Origin of the sequence: Akkermansia muciniphila, from assembly GCF_002884975.1 — a bacterium.
GTDB lineage: Bacteria > Verrucomicrobiota > Verrucomicrobiia > Verrucomicrobiales > Akkermansiaceae > Akkermansia > Akkermansia muciniphila_C.
Genome location: NZ_PJKB01000001.1, coordinates 276,581 through 293,781 on the forward strand (window position 1 = coordinate 276,581; position 17,201 = coordinate 293,781).

General features: G+C 60.9%; 16 protein-coding genes, 1 tRNA gene and 1 riboswitch. Of the genes, 5 read left to right on the forward strand and 12 right to left on the reverse strand.

Translation table 11 applies throughout. The features are described 5' to 3' along the window. Positions 1-356: 356 nt before the first annotated feature. Both CXU21_RS01185 and CXU21_RS01190 read right to left on the reverse strand, forming a co-directional pair. Positions 357-1,007, reverse strand: a complete 651-nt coding sequence (locus CXU21_RS01185) for a hypothetical protein (protein WP_146016893.1) — start codon at positions 1,005-1,007, stop codon at positions 357-359. A gap of 165 nt (positions 1,008-1,172) precedes the next feature. After that, positions 1,173-1,260 (reverse strand) — tRNA-Ser (locus CXU21_RS01190). A 241-nt stretch (positions 1,261-1,501) separates the two neighbouring features. Between CXU21_RS01190 and cobO the strand changes: the two genes are divergently transcribed. Beyond that, on the forward strand, positions 1,502-2,029 hold the full coding sequence (gene cobO / locus CXU21_RS01195) for a cob(I)yrinic acid a,c-diamide adenosyltransferase (protein WP_219723141.1): 528 nt from the start codon (positions 1,502-1,504) through the stop codon (positions 2,027-2,029). Between the two features lie 60 nt (positions 2,030-2,089). Here cobO and CXU21_RS01200 read toward each other — a convergent pair whose 3' ends face one another. Genes CXU21_RS01200 through CXU21_RS01235 form a run of 8 tightly spaced genes read right to left on the reverse strand, consistent with a single transcriptional unit; the run spans position 2,090 to position 12,576 of the window. Then, the gene (locus CXU21_RS01200) at positions 2,090-3,973 is read right to left on the reverse strand and encodes a cobyrinate a,c-diamide synthase (protein ID WP_102724746.1); all 1,884 of its coding nucleotides are present in this window, start codon (positions 3,971-3,973) and stop codon (positions 2,090-2,092) included. Between the two features lie 43 nt (positions 3,974-4,016). Beyond that, positions 4,017-6,635 (reverse strand): precorrin-4 C(11)-methyltransferase, encoded by a 2,619-nt coding sequence (gene cobM, locus CXU21_RS01205; RefSeq protein ID WP_102724747.1) that lies wholly within the window; start codon positions 6,633-6,635, stop codon positions 4,017-4,019. After that, positions 6,632-7,849, reverse strand: a complete 1,218-nt coding sequence (gene cbiT, locus CXU21_RS01210) for a precorrin-6Y C5,15-methyltransferase (decarboxylating) subunit CbiT (RefSeq protein ID WP_102724748.1) — start codon at positions 7,847-7,849, stop codon at positions 6,632-6,634. The genes cobM and cbiT overlap by 4 nt, the downstream gene beginning before the upstream one ends. After that, a complete protein-coding gene (cbiD, locus tag CXU21_RS01215; RefSeq protein ID WP_102724749.1) occupies positions 7,837-8,955 on the reverse strand; it encodes a cobalt-precorrin-5B (C(1))-methyltransferase CbiD in 1,119 nt (372 codons plus the stop codon). The genes cbiT and cbiD overlap by 13 nt, the downstream gene beginning before the upstream one ends. 39 nt (positions 8,956-8,994) lie before the next feature. Continuing rightward, a complete protein-coding gene (locus tag CXU21_RS01220) occupies positions 8,995-9,657 on the reverse strand; it encodes a precorrin-8X methylmutase (RefSeq protein ID WP_102724750.1) in 663 nt (220 codons plus the stop codon). 6 nt (positions 9,658-9,663) lie between these two features. Then, entirely contained in the window at positions 9,664-10,905 is a 1,242-nt protein-coding gene (locus CXU21_RS01225) for a hypothetical protein (RefSeq protein WP_102724751.1), read from the reverse strand. Further along, positions 10,902-11,609, reverse strand: coding sequence for a precorrin-2 C(20)-methyltransferase (locus CXU21_RS01230; protein ID WP_102724752.1), 708 nt, complete (start codon positions 11,607-11,609; stop codon positions 10,902-10,904). The genes CXU21_RS01225 and CXU21_RS01230 overlap by 4 nt, the downstream gene beginning before the upstream one ends. A gap of 1 nt (position 11,610) precedes the next feature. Further along, positions 11,611-12,576: a sirohydrochlorin cobaltochelatase gene (locus CXU21_RS01235; RefSeq protein ID WP_102724753.1), complete on the reverse strand. Its 966-nt coding sequence runs from the start codon at positions 12,574-12,576 to the stop codon at positions 11,611-11,613. Positions 12,577-12,591: 15 nt separating this feature from the next. After that, a riboswitch (cobalamin riboswitch) is annotated at positions 12,592-12,809 on the reverse strand. Positions 12,810-12,994: 185 nt separating this feature from the next. Here CXU21_RS01235 and CXU21_RS01240 point away from each other — a divergent pair. Beyond that, entirely contained in the window at positions 12,995-13,354 is a 360-nt protein-coding gene (locus tag CXU21_RS01240; RefSeq protein ID WP_102724754.1) for a TfoX/Sxy family protein, read from the forward strand. A gap of 42 nt (positions 13,355-13,396) precedes the next feature. Here the strand turns inward: CXU21_RS01240 and CXU21_RS01245 are convergent, their stop codons facing one another. Both CXU21_RS01245 and CXU21_RS01250 read right to left on the reverse strand, forming a co-directional pair. After that, positions 13,397-14,410 (reverse strand): TlpA disulfide reductase family protein, encoded by a 1,014-nt coding sequence (locus CXU21_RS01245; RefSeq protein WP_102724755.1) that lies wholly within the window; start codon positions 14,408-14,410, stop codon positions 13,397-13,399. Between the two features lie 95 nt (positions 14,411-14,505). Continuing rightward, the gene (locus CXU21_RS01250; protein WP_102713388.1) at positions 14,506-15,006 is read right to left on the reverse strand and encodes a GNAT family N-acetyltransferase; all 501 of its coding nucleotides are present in this window, start codon (positions 15,004-15,006) and stop codon (positions 14,506-14,508) included. 191 nt (positions 15,007-15,197) lie between these two features. Between CXU21_RS01250 and CXU21_RS01255 the strand changes: the two genes are divergently transcribed. The 3 genes from CXU21_RS01255 (at position 15,198) to CXU21_RS12270 (ending at position 16,996) form a co-directional block, all read left to right on the forward strand. After that, on the forward strand, positions 15,198-16,061 hold the full coding sequence (locus CXU21_RS01255) for a hypothetical protein (RefSeq protein WP_102713386.1): 864 nt from the start codon (positions 15,198-15,200) through the stop codon (positions 16,059-16,061). A 94-nt stretch (positions 16,062-16,155) separates the two neighbouring features. After that, positions 16,156-16,680 (forward strand): hypothetical protein, encoded by a 525-nt coding sequence (locus CXU21_RS01260; RefSeq protein ID WP_102724756.1) that lies wholly within the window; start codon positions 16,156-16,158, stop codon positions 16,678-16,680. A 172-nt stretch (positions 16,681-16,852) separates the two neighbouring features. Further along, positions 16,853-16,996 carry a hypothetical protein gene (locus tag CXU21_RS12270; RefSeq protein WP_180972367.1) on the forward strand — a complete coding sequence of 48 codons (144 nt, stop codon included), beginning with the start codon at positions 16,853-16,855 and terminating at the stop codon, positions 16,994-16,996. Positions 16,997-17,201: the final 205 nt, after the last annotated feature.

Below are 17,201 nucleotides of genomic sequence, written 5' to 3' on the forward strand. Positions count from 1 at the left end.
GTAGTAATATTTGAATGTTGTAAATTTGAAAGTGCATTAACAATTTGATTTTATAAAAAAAGATCCGTTTTCAATAAGTTCCGTGGCGAAAAGCGGAGAAATTGAAAATATATCAAAGACATGTCAGAGTGGACAGGTGATTCACGGAAAAAAATAATACCTGTTAACGAACCATGATTAAGATAAAAATGATTTGTTGATCAATAAGGTTTTTAATAACTGATATCATTCTGTTTCTTCTCCCAATTTTAGGTTATTGGGAGAAGAAACTCATAAATTCTTGCTCATGGCGAAAAGAAGAAAAATTCGAATTCTATGAGCTCTGTGGAGAGAATCCTGATAATTTTTTCTTTCCTTTATTTCCAAAAAACATGCAGTTCCGGAATGCCGCCGATGATATCGCTTTCCTTCTGGTTGCATGAAACAAGCCTGGGCTCGGCAGGGGTGAGAATGATCTTTCCCTGCCGGGCCAGGTACTCCCAGATACGGTCCGTTTCCCCTCCCCACGGCAGGAGGGCTTTTGACATGGACAGGGCAAACGAAGGGCGCAGCACAAAAGCCGTCATGCTGCGCACATTGCCCGTGACGCGCGTCCAGCCGTCCACTTCCTTTACACCGCCTCCCACGCGGTGCAGCAGCACGCATCCGGTTTCATCGGGAACGCGATGGAGCAGTTCCTTTAGTTTGGCGTCAAAAGAATCCGCCAGTATGGCGTCATCCTGAAGGATAAGCACCCAGTCTTCCGCGCAGGTGGCGGCATGGTCAATGGCGCGGCGCATGGCCCGCTTGCACCCGATGGCCCGGCAAACGTATTCCGGAGCCTGCTTGAGACGGGGAATGCCGTAGGCCTCCAGGTCGTTCCTTTCCTCCCAGGGGATGTCCTCCATGGAAGCGACGCGCACCCCGTCCACCCATTCCCAGGAAAGCCTCTGGGCGGAAAGGCGCTGGGACATGGTTTCACGTTTGGGTGAACCGGGCAGACTGACGATGAGTATTTTGTAAAACATTCCCTACCGTATCAGGAAATAGAGGCCCCAGAAGAAGGAATCAGCGGGCCTTGGTTCTTCAGGAATCGAAAATGCCTCGGGAAAACGCCGGGAAGAAGATCAAGGCCCGGAAAAGTAAAATCCTTGATCAATCAACGGATTAAGGCGCCGTAAAATAGGGAAAGGTGGCGGAGAGAGTGGGATTCGAACCCACGGTGGGTTGCCCCACGGCGGTTTTCAAGACCGCTGCATTAAACCGCTCTGCCATCTCTCCATGCAACAAGCGCGGGCATAAGCTACCGTGAGGAGGGCGGTTCTGTAAAGTCCTATTCACGTCTGCCCGCAGGTTTGCGGAGATGGCATGAGTGCCTGTACTTCATGAAATTTTGTGCTGCCGGGGGAGATGCTTTCTCCGTGACCAGCAGGGGAATGCGGAGACCGGTAGTGCATTTTACGCAGGGAATCAATGGGAATTTGGGCTGGGTATTGCTGTTGGGGGCTGTATAATGCCGGGCATGAAAGGTTCCCGCATTCTTGTTCTGACCGGACCCGGCAAGGGAAAGACTACTTCCGCCTTCGGCATGGCTCTGCGCGCTTTGGGGCATGGCGGCAAGGTGGCTGTGGTTCAGTTTATCAAGCATGACGGTTCCTATGGGGAGGTGGTGGCCCTCCGGCAGTTTCCGAATGCGGAGGTAGTGTGTTCCGGAGAAGGGTTTACGGGCCGCGCCAGGGATGAAGAGTCCCGCGAACGCCATGCTTCCGCCGCCCGGGACGGGTGGAGGGTGGCCCGGGAGAAGCTGGCGGATGAGTCCGTGGGAACCGTGATTCTGGACGAGATTTTTTACCCCCTGAATTACGGGTTCCTCCCCATTGCGGAAGTCTTGGATGCTTTGAAGAAAATTGCCCCTGGAAAGGTCGTCGTTCTGACAGGCCGGGATGCTCCGGAGGAAATTGTCGCCGTGGCTGATACCGTGAGCCGGATTGAATGCGTCAGGCATGCCTTTCAGCAGGGAGTCAAGGCTCAGAGGAATGTTGAGTTTTAAGATATTCTCTCCTGAAAGCTCTCAGGTAAATCTGTTCTCCGCCGTCGGCCATTCCTCTCTTCATTCCTGCGCCGCCCTGAATTCCGGCGGAAGCTGCCCCATGAGTTCCAGGGCGCATTCCCGGGGCGTCGCTTCCGTGGTGTCTATGGAGAAGTCATGCGGAAAGTGCTGGTGGATGCTTCCGTGCTGACGCTCCGCATGGGCCGGGTCCGGAGTCCGGTCGGTACGGTTCCGCTCGCGTTCCAGCAGAATGTCCTCCCGGCAGTCCACCTTGATGAGGGCGCGGGGAATGCCGCTCAGGCGGTTCAGGAGGTCTTGAACCCAGGCGCGGGATTCGCCGATGACGTGGTCCACGATGACCAGGGCGCCTTTCCGCGCGGCCTCTGCAATGGCGGCGTGAAAGGATTCGATGAAGGGGAGTCCGGTTTCCCGGACGGCGTCCAGGGCGTTTTCATGCCTTCCCCGGCTCATGGCCAGGTAGTCGTCCATGGAAAAAATCATGGAGTCCTCCTCCATGAGGCGGTGCAGGGTCCGGGCCAGCGTGCTTTTCCCCGCGCTGGAGGCCCCGTTGAGCAGGATGACGCGTCCCTGCCGCGGCTGGGGCGTTTGCGGCTGGTCATGGTTTTCCTGCCCCCAGTAAAGGTGGATGTAGCCGGCCTTCACGTTGCCGTCCGCCACGCCTTCCGCGCTCAGGCTTCCATCCTTTCCCCTGACCGTGTAAAGGGGCGGGTAGGGGCGGTTCAGTTTAATGGAGGACCAGTGGAACTCATGGCCGCGGATGCGGGTGAAACGCAGCCCGAACGGGGCTTCCGTTTCCATCACGGCTTCCCGGTATCCCAGGGAACGGAGTTTTTCCCCCATCCGCGCCGTTCCGTCAATGACTCCGCACATGTTCCTGCTTGTCCCGTCCGGAAGCGCCAGTTCCTTGCACAGGTACATGTAACCGCCGCATTCGGCAAAGATTTCTCCGCCGTTCTTGGCAAATTCCAGGATGGCGTTCCGCATGGCCTCATTGCTTTCCAGGCGGCTTGCGAAGGTTTCCGGATAGCCGCCTCCCAGGTAGAGGGCCCTGGTTCCTTCCGGCAGGGCGGTGTCTTCCAGCGGAGAAAAGCAGGTGATTTCCCAGCCCGCCTGCCTCAGCCGTTCCAGGTTGTCCTCATAGTAAAAGCAGAAGGCATTGTCCCGTGCCACGGCCAGGCGCCCGCGGGCAGGGGTGGACGGAATGGAGGCTTTCAGGGGAGCGGGGCGGGGAATTTCCGTGATGTCCATCAGCAGCTTCCAGTTGACGTGCTTTTCCACCGCTTCCGCCAGCCTGCGGAACCAGGATTGCTGCCGTGCTTCCTCTTCCGCGGGAACAAGGCCCAGCTGCCGTTCCGGGAGTGTCCATTCCGCGTTTCTGGGCAACGCCGCCACCAGCGGCGGCATGCCGTGATGGGCCAGCGCCCGGCGCAGAAGGTCCGCGTGCGTGGCGCTTCCCACGCCGTTGGCAATGACTCCCGCTATGTTCAGGCCGGGATGGTGCTGGGAAAAGCCGCGGACGACGGCGGCAATGGACCCCGCCATGCCCCGCGCCTGAACCACCAGCAACATGGGCAGGCCAAGCGTGAGGGCGCAGTCCGCCGTGCTTCCTTCCAGGCTTTCCGGCGTCCGGGCGTCAAAGAGGCCCATGACCCCCTCGCAAATGGCGATGTCCGCGCAGGAGGCGTGCCGCGCCCACTGGGACCGCACCCCGTTTTTCCCCATCATCCACGTATCCAGATTGAAGGAAGGCAATCCCGTCGCCTGCCGGTGGAAGGAGGGGTCAATGTAGTCTGGGCCGCACTTGAAGGCCTGCACGCGTAATCCCCGGGTGGAGAGCGCCGCCATCAGGGCGAGGGATACCGTGGTCTTGCCTCCCCCGGACTGGGTGGAGGCGATGCAGAAGGCGTGAAAAGGCTTATTCATGGGAAACAGGCAAATTCTGCGGATGCTGTCTTTCCGGATCAGGTCAGGATATTCCGTACTTGTCGGCGTAGCCTCTCCGTTCAAAAAGGACGTCTCCGTCCCTGATGGTCCGGGGGCCGCCCAGAAGCACCAGCGTGGACATGTCCACGTCCTCCAGCGGGAATTCGTCCAGCGTCCCCACCCATTTTTGCTGGGCGGGGCGTCCAGCGTGTTTCACGTAGGCGCACAGGGTTTGGCCACCGCGTTTGTTCCGGAAGATACGCAGGGCCTCCTCCAGCAGATGGCGGCGTTTGCGTCCGGCGGGGTTGTAAAGGACCACGGGCAGCGCCGTTCCGGCGCTTTGCTCCAGGTTGGCACGGATTTCTTCCGCAGGGACCAGCAGGTCGGACAGGCTCAACAGGCAGAAGCCGTTTTGGAGGGGCGCCCCCAGCGCGGAGGCGGAAATGCTGGCCGCCGTAATTCCCGGGAGCACTTCAATGCGGACCGGGGAAAAGCGTTCGTTTTCCTTCCTCATTTCGTAGAGCAGCCCGGCCATGGCCAGGATGCCCGGGTCACCGGAGCAGACCATGCAGACATTTTCCCCGTTCAGAGCCGCTTCCAGCGCGGCCGTGCACCGCGGCACTTCCCCCATCATCCCGGTCTGGATCATCTTTTTCCCGTGGATGCGTTCCCGGATGAAATCCAAGTATTTGGTGTAGCCGGCTATGCAGGTGCATTGCTCCATGGCAGCAGCCGCTTCCGGCGTAAGCTGGCCCGGAGACCCGGACCCCAGCCCGATGACGATGACGTTTCCGGATTCTTGACGGGCCTTGTTCCGGCTGCCGTGAGGGCACGTCGCCAGGGCCAGCGTGACGTTCCCGCCGCAAACGGTTTTAGGAGTGTTGATTTTACCCCCGGAGGCCAGAATGGCGGAAGCCTCGGAAACGGAATGAGTCCCCGTTTTTTCAAAGACGGCGTCTGACGGCGTGGGAATTTCCACCGCGTCCAGCTCGGCGGGCTCAAAGACATGGAAAGGTACGTTCCATGTTGCGGCCAGGGCCAGGATGGCCGGTTCCTGCTCCTTGAGCGTGCAGGAGGCAAGGGCTTTGATACGGGACCGGGAGATTCCCTGCCGGGCAAGAAAGCCTTCCGCGTATTGCTGCAGCAGCCCGGGTTCCGTTCCTTTTTTGCAGCCTATTCCAAGCACGAAGGAGGATGACTGAATGAGCAGGGCGGCAGCTCCCCCCGCAGATTCCGGGGGCTCTTCATCCCAATAGACGGCGGGAACGTGCGGTTTTTCCGCGGCTTCCGCTCCATCCGCCCGCGCCGGAATGACCTGGGGACAGTCCCGCCAGTACCGTTCGTGGATTTCCTGCGGACCGTGAAAAGATACGGTGTCTCCGTCAAGCAGGGCCGCGTTCAGGGTTTTGATGGCGTCCGGGTTGAGAACGCAGGCCTTTTCCCTGGCCGCCGCTTCGTCAAAGGCGGTGATTCCCCGCGTGTCCGTGGCGGTGGTGATGACGGCCTCCCCGCCGCTGATGCGGGCCAGCCTGCGCGCCAGGCGGTTGCCGCCGCCCAGGTGGCCGGAAAGCAGGGGAATGAGGTGGGAGCCGGACTCCGAACAGCAGACTACTGCCGGGTCCGTGGCCTTGTCCCGGAGCAGGGGAGCCGTTTTCCTGACGGCAATTCCCGTGGCCCCGATGAAAACGTGCGCGTCAAACAGGTTCCACTGCCGGGCAAGCAACGGGTCGAAGTCCTCCGGGGAAACCCGCTTGACACCTTCCGTTTCCCCGGCCCTGCCTACGGAATGGATAACGGCTTTCCCCAGAGACTGGGAAATCTCCTGCGCCTTGCGGACTCCTTTTTCCGTGAAAGCGTAAAACGCGCAGCTTCCGTCGAACCGTTCGTCTTCCTTCTCATTCCGGTAGCCGTGGCTGAATTGGCCGTGGTAGAGCAGGGACTGCCCGCAGCCGTGCGCGCCGATGGCGTCACCCACCAGGATGAGGGCCTGCCTGCCGATGCCCGCCCGCGCCGTTTCCGCCGCGATGGTGGACAGCGTGCCGCGGATGATCTTTTCATCCGGCCAGGTGGCGCGGTACACTACCGCCGCCGCCGTATCGGGGGATTTCCCGGCGGAGATAAGCCGTGCGGCCAGTTCATCCAGCTTCCCCGCGCTGAGGAAGAACGCCAGCGTGGCGCCCGTCTTGGCAAAGGCCTCGCAGGCTTCCCCGGAGGGCATGGGCGTTCTTCCCGGGGTGCGCGTCAGCACCAGGCTCTGGGCAATTCCGGGGTAGGTCAGTTCCGTGCGCAAGGCCGCGGCGGCGGCAAAAACGCTGCTGACTCCCGGCACCACAATGGATTCAATGCCCTTTTTGTCAAGCAGGTCGAATTGCTCCGCGATGGCTCCGTACATGGACGGGTCCCCCGTGTGGAGGCGCACCACCTTCTTTCCTTCCAGCACCCCGCGGGCCATGACCTCCACCTGTTCCTCCAGGTTCATTTTGGCGCTGTCGTGGAGTTCCGCTTCCGGGCGGCAGCGTTTGAGGTGCCCCGGATTGACCAGGGAGCCGGCGTAGACGACCACGTCCGCCTCCTTCAGGAGGGCGGCGCCCCGTTCGGTAATCAGGTCTTCGGCCCCGGGGCCGGCTCCTATGAAATGGATGGGAAAACGGGCGGTATTCATGCGCGGGAATAGGTGAAAAGGGTGATGCGGTTGCCGTGCCGCAGATGGTGGTAGGTTCCGGCAATGGGAGATTCGGAGGCGATGTCCAGGGAGAACATCCCCGTGCGGGCGGCGGCGTTCCAGCCGTAAAGCAGGTGTTCGCTTTCCGTGGTTACGGCGGAGGCTACCAGGAGGCCGCCGGGATTCAGGGCGTCAAAACACGCCTGGAGGATGGATTCAAGGGCGGCGCCCCCGCCTCCCAAGAAAACGCGGTCGGGCGCGGGCAGGGCAGCCAGGGCTTCCGGCGCTTCTCCCCGCATGCAGGCGTAATTCACGCACCCCAGCTTCCGGCAGTTCCGGCGGATCAGTTCCAGGCGGGACTCTTGCCGTTCCAGTCCGTACACGGAGAGCCCGGGGCGCAGGGCGGCGGCTTCCAGGCCGATGGAGCCGCTTCCGGCTCCCACGTCCCACAGCACGCCCCAGGCAGGGAGGCGGAGCTTGGACAGGATGACGGCGCGCACTTCCTCCGCTGTAATCAGGTTGTTCTCCTTTTCATAAAAGTCCGCCGGCAGTCCCAGCGGCAGGATGGGCGCGGCTCCGGAACGCTCGTCCGGCAGCAGCAGGAGCATGGAGGTGGGGGCGCATTCCTCCCGGGCCAGTTCCGCCAGGGTTCCTTTCAGGATGCGTTCCCCGGGAGTTCCCAGGCGTTCCGCCGCCACGGCGGAACGTTGAGCCGCCGGGGGGTGGAATTGGATGGCCTCCCCGGCCAGGCGGCACGCGGTGAAGGGGTGGCCGCCGTAAAGGACGGGAAGCGGCTGGGCCAGAATATCCCCCCACGGGATATCTTCCGTGCTGTGCGCGCTGAAGCACCGGGCTCGGTCCCACGGCATGCCCAGGCGGTGGAACAGGGCCTGGAACGCGGTTGGGGCCGGGATGAATTCCAGCCGGTCCCCGTCACAGGCCAGGGATTGGAGCGTGCCTCCCATCCCGTGGAACAGGGCGTCTCCGGAAGCCAGCACCACCACGTTTCCGCCCTGCCGGGCTTCTTCCAGCGCCTCCCGCGCCTGTTCCCGCGCGTTCCTGCCGATGGGGATGCGCCGTGCGTTGCAGGGCGGGCACTCCTTCAGCAGGGCGGCGGAAGCGTACAGGCTCTGCGCCTCCGCCAGTTTGCCCAGCAGGGCCGGGGAGGGGTGAAGCGGACCTATGCCGCAGGAAAAAACGGTCAGGGAAGGCATGGAGGTATGTCGAGAAGAAGGCTGCCGGAAAAACCGGAGATCAGGAAACGGACGGGCAGGCCGGGCACGTGGCGCTGGAACTGGCGCCGGGCTTCCGCGGCCAGGTCCCGGTACAGGGAAAGGTGGGCCTCTTCCGGAACCAGCGCCAGCGCCTGGCGTACGGAGGAACAGGCCAGGATGCTCCGGCGCGCTTCATCCGCCAGCGCGGCGTGGCGTTCCGCCGTGCGGAGAAAAAGCTGCATATCCTGCGCCACCTTGTGGGCGTGGGTATTGGCAAATCCGGCGGCGTACTTGCAGAGCTTGCCCGGCATGCAGGCCACCACGGCTTCCGCCATGCCCTGTTCTCCTGCGCTCTGAAGGCTTTCCGCAATAAAATCGCCAATGCAGATGAAGGAGATGGAGGGGTATCCCGGCAGAAGGGACCTGGCCAGCGCGGCCGTCCTCCCCCCCGTGCAGAAGACCGCCTTGTCAAAGCCGGAGAGCCGGGTGGAGCGCACGCAGATGCGGATGGTGGCAATATAGGCTTCATGGCTGTACGGGCGCACGATGCCGCTGGTGCCTAAAATAGAGATTCCCCCCACCACGCCAAGCAGGGGATTGAGCGTTTTCCCGGCAAGCCGTTCCCCGTCCCGGACGGAGATTTCCGCCAGCCAGCACCCTTCCCGCATGCCGGAGCGGGCCAGGTTGTCAGCAATCATGCGCCGCGGTCCTTGGTTGATGGCCCATTTATGCTGCTCGCAGTCCAGGCCCGGCAGCGTGCACAGGCCTATGCCCCCGGCGGAGCGCAGGATAAGGGTGGCCCCGCGGATGGGCAGAAAGTAATCCTCCGGGGCGGCTTCCTCCGGAACGGCCGCCCGGACGCGCGCCTCCATCACGGCTCCGTGGGTGCAGTCCGGGTCGTCCCCTCCATCCTTGATGATGCGGGAAAATCCCGGTTCACTGGCCGCCAGCGGGAGCATTCTCGTTTCTCCGTCCGGGAAAAGCAGGGGAATGGATTCACTGATGTTCTCTCCGTTCAGCGTTTTCCACGCGGCCGTGATGGCGGCGGCGGCATTGGCCCCGGTGGAAAATCCTTTCCGGAGCGGCTGGCGGAGGGGGGAGGACATGGAACGGAATTCGGCGGATGGGGTAGAATGAGGAAAAAATCAGGCGGCGGGCAGGTTCTCCAGAATGGCGTGCAGCGTGGTGACGGCCAGGGCGCTTCCGCCGCGCCGCCCGTCCAGAACGATCTGGGGCGCGGGGCAGGTTCCCGTCAGCAATTTGGATTCCACCACGTTGACGAAGCCCACGGGCATGCCGACGATCAGGGCGGGCCTGATGCCCTCCTCCAGCACATACCGGGAGATGCGGGCCAGGGAAAGAGGGGCGTTCCCGATGAGGACGATGGCTCCGTCCAGGATGGGGCGCGCCTTTTCCGCGGCGCAGATGGCCCGCGTCCTCCCGGTGGCTTTGGCTTGCGCGGCGATGTCCGCATCGGCAATGTAGCAATGGATGTCCTCCTTGCTGTAACCGGGGTGGGCGCGCCTCAGGCGTTCCACGGAAAGCCCGGCCCGGATCATGTTGGAATCACAGAAAATGGGGCAGTGGCCGCGGAGGGCCGCCAGGGCGGAGGGTATGGGGTCATGGCGGAAGGCCAGCCCCGCGGCAATGGAAAGGTCCGCCGTGGTGTGGATAAGCCTGCGCATGACCTTCCATTCGGACGGCGGCACCTCTTCCCAGCCCTGGAACTCCCGTTCAATGGCGGCGAAGCTTTCCGCCTCAATGGCGGCGGGGGGCATGTCCCAGCGGATGTCAGGTGCGGCGGTCATGAGGCGTCAGTGGGTATAATGGATGAAAAGGCCCGTCAGGGCAATCAGAAGAATGGCCCCGATCATGCGGGAGAGCTGCATGACGAGCACGATGGTCAGGGCGTCCCGTGTGGGGAAAATGCCCATGGCGGAGGGAAGGTTGCGCCGCAGGGCGCGGATGGGGTTGCCGATGGCGCTGGCTACCAGCATGGCAAGCAGAATCTGTGAGGAAGTGACCATGCCGTGGCTGCGGAGGTTGGCGGCCACCCCGGCGGCCTGGACCAGGCCGCCCATCTGCGCGGCCACGATGCTCATGAGCTCCGCGGGAAAAATGCGGTTGACCCAGTCCGGCACGTGTTCCTCCCACCAGGAAAACAGGCCGTTTTTCATCAGCCACTCCACGCCGATCATCAGGGGAACCGTCAGGCAGAGCATGCGGAAAACGAGCGCGAGCACCCGCAGGCACGTCTGCCGCAGGGATTTGCGCCATTCCGGGGAGGGGCGCCCGGCGGCGGGAGCCTCCCCGGAAGCCGCCGCCTCCGGAACGGCAGGGGGGCTTTTCCTGCGGTGGAGGAACAGCACGCCCGCAATGAACAGGAAGCCGAAGCCCATCTGCCAGCCGAAGTAGCAGATGGCGGGCAAACCCACCGCGCCGATGACGGGATACGCCACCCGCAGGGAATGGGAGACGAAAGACAGGTAGCTGTTCATCATGCCCCCTGCAATCAGGTTGGAATGGGTGATTTTTCCTTCTGCATGGCTGCTCACCAGCATGCCGTTGGCCGCGGCGTTGGAGTAAAGGGCCGTTGGGATGGACAGGCTGATGATTTCCGGCAGGTGTGCCCAGCGCGCCAGTCCGCCGAACAGCTTGCCCAGGGCAAAATGAAAGCGGAAGATTTCTGCAATACCGCCGATGAAGGCCGCCAGGGCCACCAGGCCGATCAGGCTGCCTATTTGGGGCAGGCGCGCCAGAATTTTTCCCGCGCCTGTTTCCGGAGCCTGTGCGCTCCGGGAATGATGGCGTTTTTTGGGCGCCGGGGCTGGGCTGGCAACGGGCGCTTCTTCCTTTCCTTTTCCTTCCCCGCGTGTTCCCGCCGGGGCTTCTTCCGCGGGCTTCATGGCCATGCGGGGCTTTCCGGATGCGGAGGCGTCCATGCCCGCGGGCATCTTCACAATCATGACTCCGGAGGCCGCCAGGGCCAGCACCAGCCAGAGCCAGCGGAAAGGCTGGCTCCAGGGATAGGTGCGGGAGTGCCTGGTGCCGTTCATGCCTTCTTGACGAACATCAGGGAAAGGTATTCTTCCGGCCTGGCGGCGATGACGTCAATATCGTCCGTAATAAACTCGTCGGGCATGCCCAGTCTTTCCCCGTAAATAACGCGGATATCCTTCTCCCGCCGGATGCGCTCCATCAGGCGCGCGCGGCTGCGGTAGGTCTTCATGAGAACGGTGGTGGTTCCGGGCGGGAACTCCAGGGAATCCGCCATCTCCGGCCTGAAGGCGGGAATAACCCGCAGCCGTTCCCCGTTTTCCACCAGGATCTGGCGGCTGTGGGCCGCCAGGGTGCAGTATGAGGTGATCCCCGGCACCACTTCCGTGTGCAGGTCCGGATTCCGGCTGAGCAGGAGGCTCAGGATATAGCCTAAGGTGCTGTACGTCATGGCGTCTCCCAGCGTGGCAAAGGCGCAGTCAAGGCCGCGGGAAAGGGCCTCCTCAATAACGGCCGTATTCCTTTCAATCTGCTCCTGCCGGGTTCTGGCGTCGCGGGACATGCTGAAAACCAGCTTGTGGAATCGGGCCTTCACGCCGCCCACGGACCGCACCACTGCTTCGGAAATGCTGAAATCGCTGTTGGGGCCCGTCACGGTAAACACCATGTCCACGGACCGGAACACGTTGACGGCCCTGAGCGTGAGGTATTCCGGATTGCCGGGGCCTATGCCCACTCCATAAAATTTTCCGGGGGAGGACATGTCAATGCGCTTGTTTGGGAGTCATGAGGTCGTCCGCCGTGGTCCGGGCATGGCGGGAGAAAACGGCGCGGATGCCCGGGTTTTCCCCCAGGCCCTTCAGGTGGGTTTTAACGGTGAACCCCTCCTTCCTGAGCATGGAGGCCCAGGAATCTTCCTCATCCCCGCCCAGGTCATTCTTGGCGTGGTCTCCGGCCACCAGCATGAAGGGGGCCAGCCAGACGGTTTTTGCGCCGGACTTTTTAAGCTGTTCCAGGATGGGGGCCACGCCGCGCGTGCCTTCCACGGTGGCGAAAAACGCAAGGTTGTCGCGGTCATTCAGCTCGCGGGCAAAATCGGAAAGCACCATGTCGCAGCGTCCCTCCTGCTGGCCGTGCCCCATGAGCAGGATGGCTTCATCCTTCTTCCGTTCCGCGGGAAAATGCCGTAAAAAGGCCGTGACCGCCTCGTCCCTGTCCCGCTCGCTTTCCAGCAGGGGGCGGCCGATGAACACGTGGTCAAAGCTGTCCGGGTGACGCGCCAGGAAGCTGACGATCTGCCTCTCCATCCGGGAAAATTCCTCTCCGGGGGCGATGTGGAGGGACTGGACGCGCAGCGTGCGGATGCCTTCGCGGGCCATGCGGTCCAGATTCTCCTCCACGGAGGGAACGGGGGTTCCGCGTCCGGCAAGCTTCTTGCGGATGATGCTTGAGGTGTAGCTCCACTTCAGGCGGTCCGGAGCATAATGGGGCAGCATGTCCTTTTCCAGCTCCCTGTAGGAGACGGTGGCGTCCTGGTGGCTGGTCCCGAAGGCGACGAGAAGCAGCCCTTCCTGTTGCGGTACTGCCGCCTGTTCCGCCGGGGCGGGGGACGCCTCCGCCCTGCATGGGGCGGTGGAAAGCGCGGGCAGGGAAAACAGGGTGAGCCCGGCAAGAAAAACGGAGGAAAAGGGCAGGAACGCCCCCGGAAGGTAAGAGGATGTTTCAATCATGCGTTGATGAGGTATGGTGAACCGAAGCAAGGATATTCGGACTCCGGGTCTCCAACCTCCCCCTCGCCTTCACCCTCCGGAATGGGAGGACTGGCTGATAGAACGCCTGGTGAAAAACGTTCCCTGAGGGTTTGTAACCCGATACCGCAGCGCGACTGTTTCCGGTTCTCACGGAATTCCCCGTTGCTTCGGCGTGTTTAATGGCGTTTTTAGCCGTCAGTGTCAATGTTTATTAGAACGCCGCCGGATTTCCGGCGAGCAGTGGAAAAGGTGCATGAACGGGTAAAAGCCGCCTGCTCAGCCGCCCCGGAAAAAGGCGCGCGGCTCCGGCTGCTGGACTGCGGATTTCCAGCCCGGCAGTCCGCAGGCAGGCGTTTGCTGCTTGCCGTGGGCGGGGCCGGTGTGAGAACATGGGGATATGGCCTCTTCCCCGGATGTAGTAGAATATATTTGTTTCCAGCTCCGGCATGCCGGGGACATTTCCTTCAAAAAAATGTTTGGAGAATACGGCCTGTACTGTGACCGGAAGTTTTTTGGCCTGGTATGTGACAACCAATTGTTCGTCAAAATCACGGAGCCGGGCCTGAACATGCTCCCGCAGCAGGAGCAGGGCAGCCCCTATCCCGGCGCCAGGCCGCATTTCCTGATGACGGAGCTGGATGATGACCGGGCTCTCTCCTCCTTTGTCCGGGAAACCTGTTCCGTCCTCTCCGCTCCGGATGTCTTATCCGGGAAGAAGAAAAAAGCTTCCGGAGAAAAAAGAAACAGGCGTCCGTAAACGCCTGTTAGTGCCGGATGAAATGCCGTTCGTCTGAAAGGCTTATTTATCTTCCGGAGACTCCTGCACGGCCAGTGAAGACAGGCTCCTTTTCAGGTTGCCCGCCACGGTCTGCGTGGCTTCATTGTCAGACTCCGCGAATTTGTCCACGGCCTGCGCCAGGGACTTAAGGTCGGCTTCCGAAACCTTGCGGCCTTTCGCCTTGCGCTGCTCCAGGGCGGAAATCTTCTTGTTGAGGTCGGCCAGCTTCGGCAGGTCCTTGTTGGCTTTCAGAGCCGCCAGCGGTTCGTCAAACTCCTTGACGGAGGGCACCGCCGTCTTCAGGCGCGTGATGGCCGTCACCGCTTCCAGCGGGTTGGACTGGATCTGGGCCTGCACCATGTCCTTGGCGTCTCCCAGCCATTCGTCAAAAGCGGCGCAGACGGCCTGAGCCTCCTCGTCGTCCGTTTTCTTCCGCAGGGGCGTAATCTTGGACTCGATGTTGCTGCCGTTGGAAACGACTGTCTTGGCCAGGGATTTGTACTTGTCCAGCTCCACGCCTTCCAGGATGGGAAGGCCGCGTTCCGCCTTCATCACCTCCTTCTTCACCAGATCGTAAAGCTGGGTGGGGTGCCCCTTGGCAACCACTTTGCCGTTGGCTCCGATCAGCACGGCATGCGGCAGGCCGCCCGGGCAGGAGGCCGCCGGAATATCCAGCCCCTGGTAAACGGGAAAGGTAATCTTCTTTTCCTCCAGGAACTGTTTGATCCTGGGGCTTGGCCCCTGGCGGTGGCTGCCTACCACGGTAAAGCCCTTGGACTGGAACTTATCCTGCAATTCCTGCAAATGCGGCATGCTGGCGATGCAGGGCGGGCAGTTGATGCCCCAGTACTCAAAAAACACCACCTTCCCCTTTAGGTCGGAAGCCTTGATTTTAGGTCCGTGGAGGTGGCTGCTGTCGTCAAAGGAAGGGTAGGTGACTTTGGCTCCGGCGCCATTATCCGCCGCATGGATGAAAGCCGGGGCCGTCATGGCGGCGATGCTCCCGGACAGAAGGAGGGCAGTAAAGGTTTTCATAGGATGGATGATGCAGAATCCCGCATTGAGTGTCAAGAAGGAAGACCGCTCCCCGCTTGGACTCCCCGGCTGCCCGTTCCTGTGGGAAAAGCGTTTCAGGCAATATCCAGCCCCATGATGTAATCCGTCATGTAATAGCCGTGGCCGATGTGGAAATCCCCGCGTTCCAGTTCCCGCATGCCCATGCGCTGGTAAAACTCCACCGCCCGGGTGTTGTAGCGGTTGACGTTCAGGCGCATCAGGCACGGTTCCGGATGAATGCTCCTGATGTAGCTGACAGCCTGGCGGAACAGGTAGCTGCCGATGTGCAGACCCTGGAAACCCGGCAGAACGTAAATCTTCTGCAAGTGGAAAACGCCGGGGCCTTCCGGCTGGACGGACAGATAGCCGCAGTGCTTCCCGTCATGGGAGGCGATGAAATACACATGCCCCTCCTCCATCTGCTGCTCCAGGTTGGCGGGGGAATACATCCAGTCCATCATGAACTCCATCTGCTCCGGGGAAAGGAGGTCCCGGTAGGTGGCGGGGAAAGCCTGCCCGGCCAGTTCATGAATAAGCATGATGTCGTCTTTGGTGGCTTGGCGGAGTGTAGGCATGGCGAAAATACTACACGGAAAAAGGCCGGATGAAAAGGGCCTCTTCCCGGTTCCCTGTGGAATTTCCGGGCATGGCCTACTTTCCCCTCCCTATTCCGGCGGGGGCGTTTTATGCTGGATGGCACAGGCTTTTTTAACGGAACCCGGGGTGGAACCTGTCTGTATGGTGTACCCCGCATGCGCGCCAGACCATGAAAGAACCCATTCCCATACAACAATGGCTCCCTGCCGGGCCGCTCAGGGACATGGGGGAAAAATACGTAAGCCAGCTTCCGGATGTGGCGCAGAACCCCATCAGCCCGGAATCCTTCATTCATCACTCCGACCATTCCTGGACGGAATACCTGGTGGCCTACTGCCTGCTGTACCCGTGGGTGGTGATCGCCCTGGGGCTGCTGGGCGGCCTGGCCCTGGGAGCCTACTACCTTTTTTGCCGCCGCCGGGAATACGACCACCGCATTTTCTGCTCCAAATGCGGCACCATGATGTACCCGTGCGGCCTGCACTGCCCCAAGTGCGGCACGCCCAATCCCAAACCCCGCGCCCTGAACTGGATTGGTTATTCCAGGCTGCGCACTGTGATCCCGGCCACCGGATGGAAAAGGCATGAGGAAGTGCTCCGCAGCTACCGGCGGTGTTTTTACTGCGGGCAGCCGCTCCATGAACCTACGCTGGAACAGAACTGCCCTGCCTGCGGAAAAGCGGTGCTCCAGGGGGAGCAATCCGTGGACCGTTATGATGATTACATTGCCCGGCGCAGGGGGTGGACCTTTGCGGCCGTGGTGGTGCTGGGCATCATCCCCATTCTCGGCCCCCTGCTGGCCTCCTCCCTGTACAAGAGAACGCTCGTCAACCCGTACTCCCTGTACATGACCGTATTCAGGGAAAGCTTCCTGATGGTGGTGCTTTACCTGTGCCGCCACCTCTTCCGCCTACTGCCCTTCATCGGAACCATCGGCATGCCCATCCTCTGCGTGACGGAATACCATCTCTACCGCCGCATGTTCCTCTGGAAAACGGAAAAATATGACTTTGGCGGAAAAGGGAAGGCCTGAAGAGCGCTTACCTCCGGTCCGGATATTTCCGGCGCATGAGGGGAATGGTGGGCTGAGGGATTGACTTGAAGCCCCGGCAACGTACCTTTTCACCATGCAGATGCGTTACGTCCTGTTTGCCTCCATGGCCGCCTTTTGTCTGGCGCTGTCCGCCTGTTCCGTCACCTACGGCAACAAATCCGTGGCGTCCCCGGCGGCCTACGGCGCCCTGGTTCCGGGAAAATCCTCCAAGGCGAACGTTTACGACGTCCTGGGGCAGCCCTCCGACGCGGTCACCATGAAAAACGGGACGCTGTGGACTTACCGCTACCGCAAGGCTAAAAACAACTTCCTGGGGAACATCCCCCTCTTTGGCGTCAATCTGATCGCCGGCGGCAAAAACGGAGACGTCTATACGGTGCTGGCCCTGTTTGACCGGCAGGGCGTGCTGGCCTCCCGCTCGGCGGCGCGGCAGAAGTTGTACACCTCCAATCTGGCCTCCCTGAAACGTTCTCTGGACGTTATGATGGAGGACAATTCGTCACACCAGCGGGTGGAAATGGAGATGAAAAAAATAGATCGCCCCTTTGACCCCTCTGCGGCCAAGGATGCGGACCTGCTGGAAAAGTCTCTTGATTAAAGGCTTGTACGGCCTGAATTACTTATTGTATTTGGTATGACAAGGAAGCGTTTTTTTTCTATTGGACTAAACTTCCTTTATACAGTAAGTAGGCGGCGTTCCCCGAGGGGACGGCAGGGATTCTTCCTGAATGCCTCCGCTCCGGGGGGAGCAAACCCTATAGAAAAATAGAATGAAAATGAAAAGAAAACTGGCATTGGTTCTGGCGAAGGCTTTCTCCGGAAAGTCCGTGCCGGAAAAGAAGCGTGAAAAAGAGGTGAAGGCCTCCAGGAAACTGGAAGACTGGCTGAAGGCTTCCAGAATGCGGTCCTTCTAGGAAAGGCACGCTGACGGAAAAGGCGGATTCGGGCGCTGGACGCCCGGTTCGCCGGGAGGGACGGGGATGGAATCTCCGTCCTGTTGTTTTTACCGGAAAAGATATGTCTTGGATTTGACATTATCATGGAACTAAATGGCAATTTAGATGGGCATGTCTCACATTGAGATTGTTTCTCTTGATTTATGAAGGAGTATAGTTTACA

Bases quoted from the DNA above. Each gene is read 5' to 3' on its own strand.
- CXU21_RS01185 (WP_146016893.1), bottom strand. From the start codon at position 1,007: ATGTTTTACAAAATACTCATCGTCAGTCTGCCCGGTTCACCCAAACGT.
- cobO (WP_219723141.1), top strand. From the start codon at position 1,502: ATGAAAGGTTCCCGCATTCTTGTTCTGACCGGACCCGGCAAGGGAAAG.
- CXU21_RS01200 (WP_102724746.1), bottom strand. From the start codon at position 3,973: ATGAATAAGCCTTTTCACGCCTTCTGCATCGCCTCCACCCAGTCCGGG.
- cobM (WP_102724747.1), bottom strand. From the start codon at position 6,635: ATGAATACCGCCCGTTTTCCCATCCATTTCATAGGAGCCGGCCCCGGG.
- cbiT (WP_102724748.1), bottom strand. From the start codon at position 7,849: ATGCCTTCCCTGACCGTTTTTTCCTGCGGCATAGGTCCGCTTCACCCC.
- cbiD (WP_102724749.1), bottom strand. From the start codon at position 8,955: ATGTCCTCCCCCCTCCGCCAGCCGCTCCGGAAAGGATTTTCCACCGGG.
- CXU21_RS01220 (WP_102724750.1), bottom strand. From the start codon at position 9,657: ATGACCGCCGCACCTGACATCCGCTGGGACATGCCCCCCGCCGCCATT.
- CXU21_RS01225 (WP_102724751.1), bottom strand. From the start codon at position 10,905: ATGAACGGCACCAGGCACTCCCGCACCTATCCCTGGAGCCAGCCTTTC.
- CXU21_RS01230 (WP_102724752.1), bottom strand. From the start codon at position 11,609: ATGTCCTCCCCCGGAAAATTTTATGGAGTGGGCATAGGCCCCGGCAAT.
- CXU21_RS01235 (WP_102724753.1), bottom strand. From the start codon at position 12,576: ATGATTGAAACATCCTCTTACCTTCCGGGGGCGTTCCTGCCCTTTTCC.
- CXU21_RS01240 (WP_102724754.1), top strand. From the start codon at position 12,995: ATGGCCTCTTCCCCGGATGTAGTAGAATATATTTGTTTCCAGCTCCGG.
- CXU21_RS01245 (WP_102724755.1), bottom strand. From the start codon at position 14,410: ATGAAAACCTTTACTGCCCTCCTTCTGTCCGGGAGCATCGCCGCCATG.
- CXU21_RS01250 (WP_102713388.1), bottom strand. From the start codon at position 15,006: ATGCCTACACTCCGCCAAGCCACCAAAGACGACATCATGCTTATTCAT.
- CXU21_RS01255 (WP_102713386.1), top strand. From the start codon at position 15,198: ATGAAAGAACCCATTCCCATACAACAATGGCTCCCTGCCGGGCCGCTC.
- CXU21_RS01260 (WP_102724756.1), top strand. From the start codon at position 16,156: ATGCAGATGCGTTACGTCCTGTTTGCCTCCATGGCCGCCTTTTGTCTG.
- CXU21_RS12270 (WP_180972367.1), top strand. From the start codon at position 16,853: ATGAAAATGAAAAGAAAACTGGCATTGGTTCTGGCGAAGGCTTTCTCC.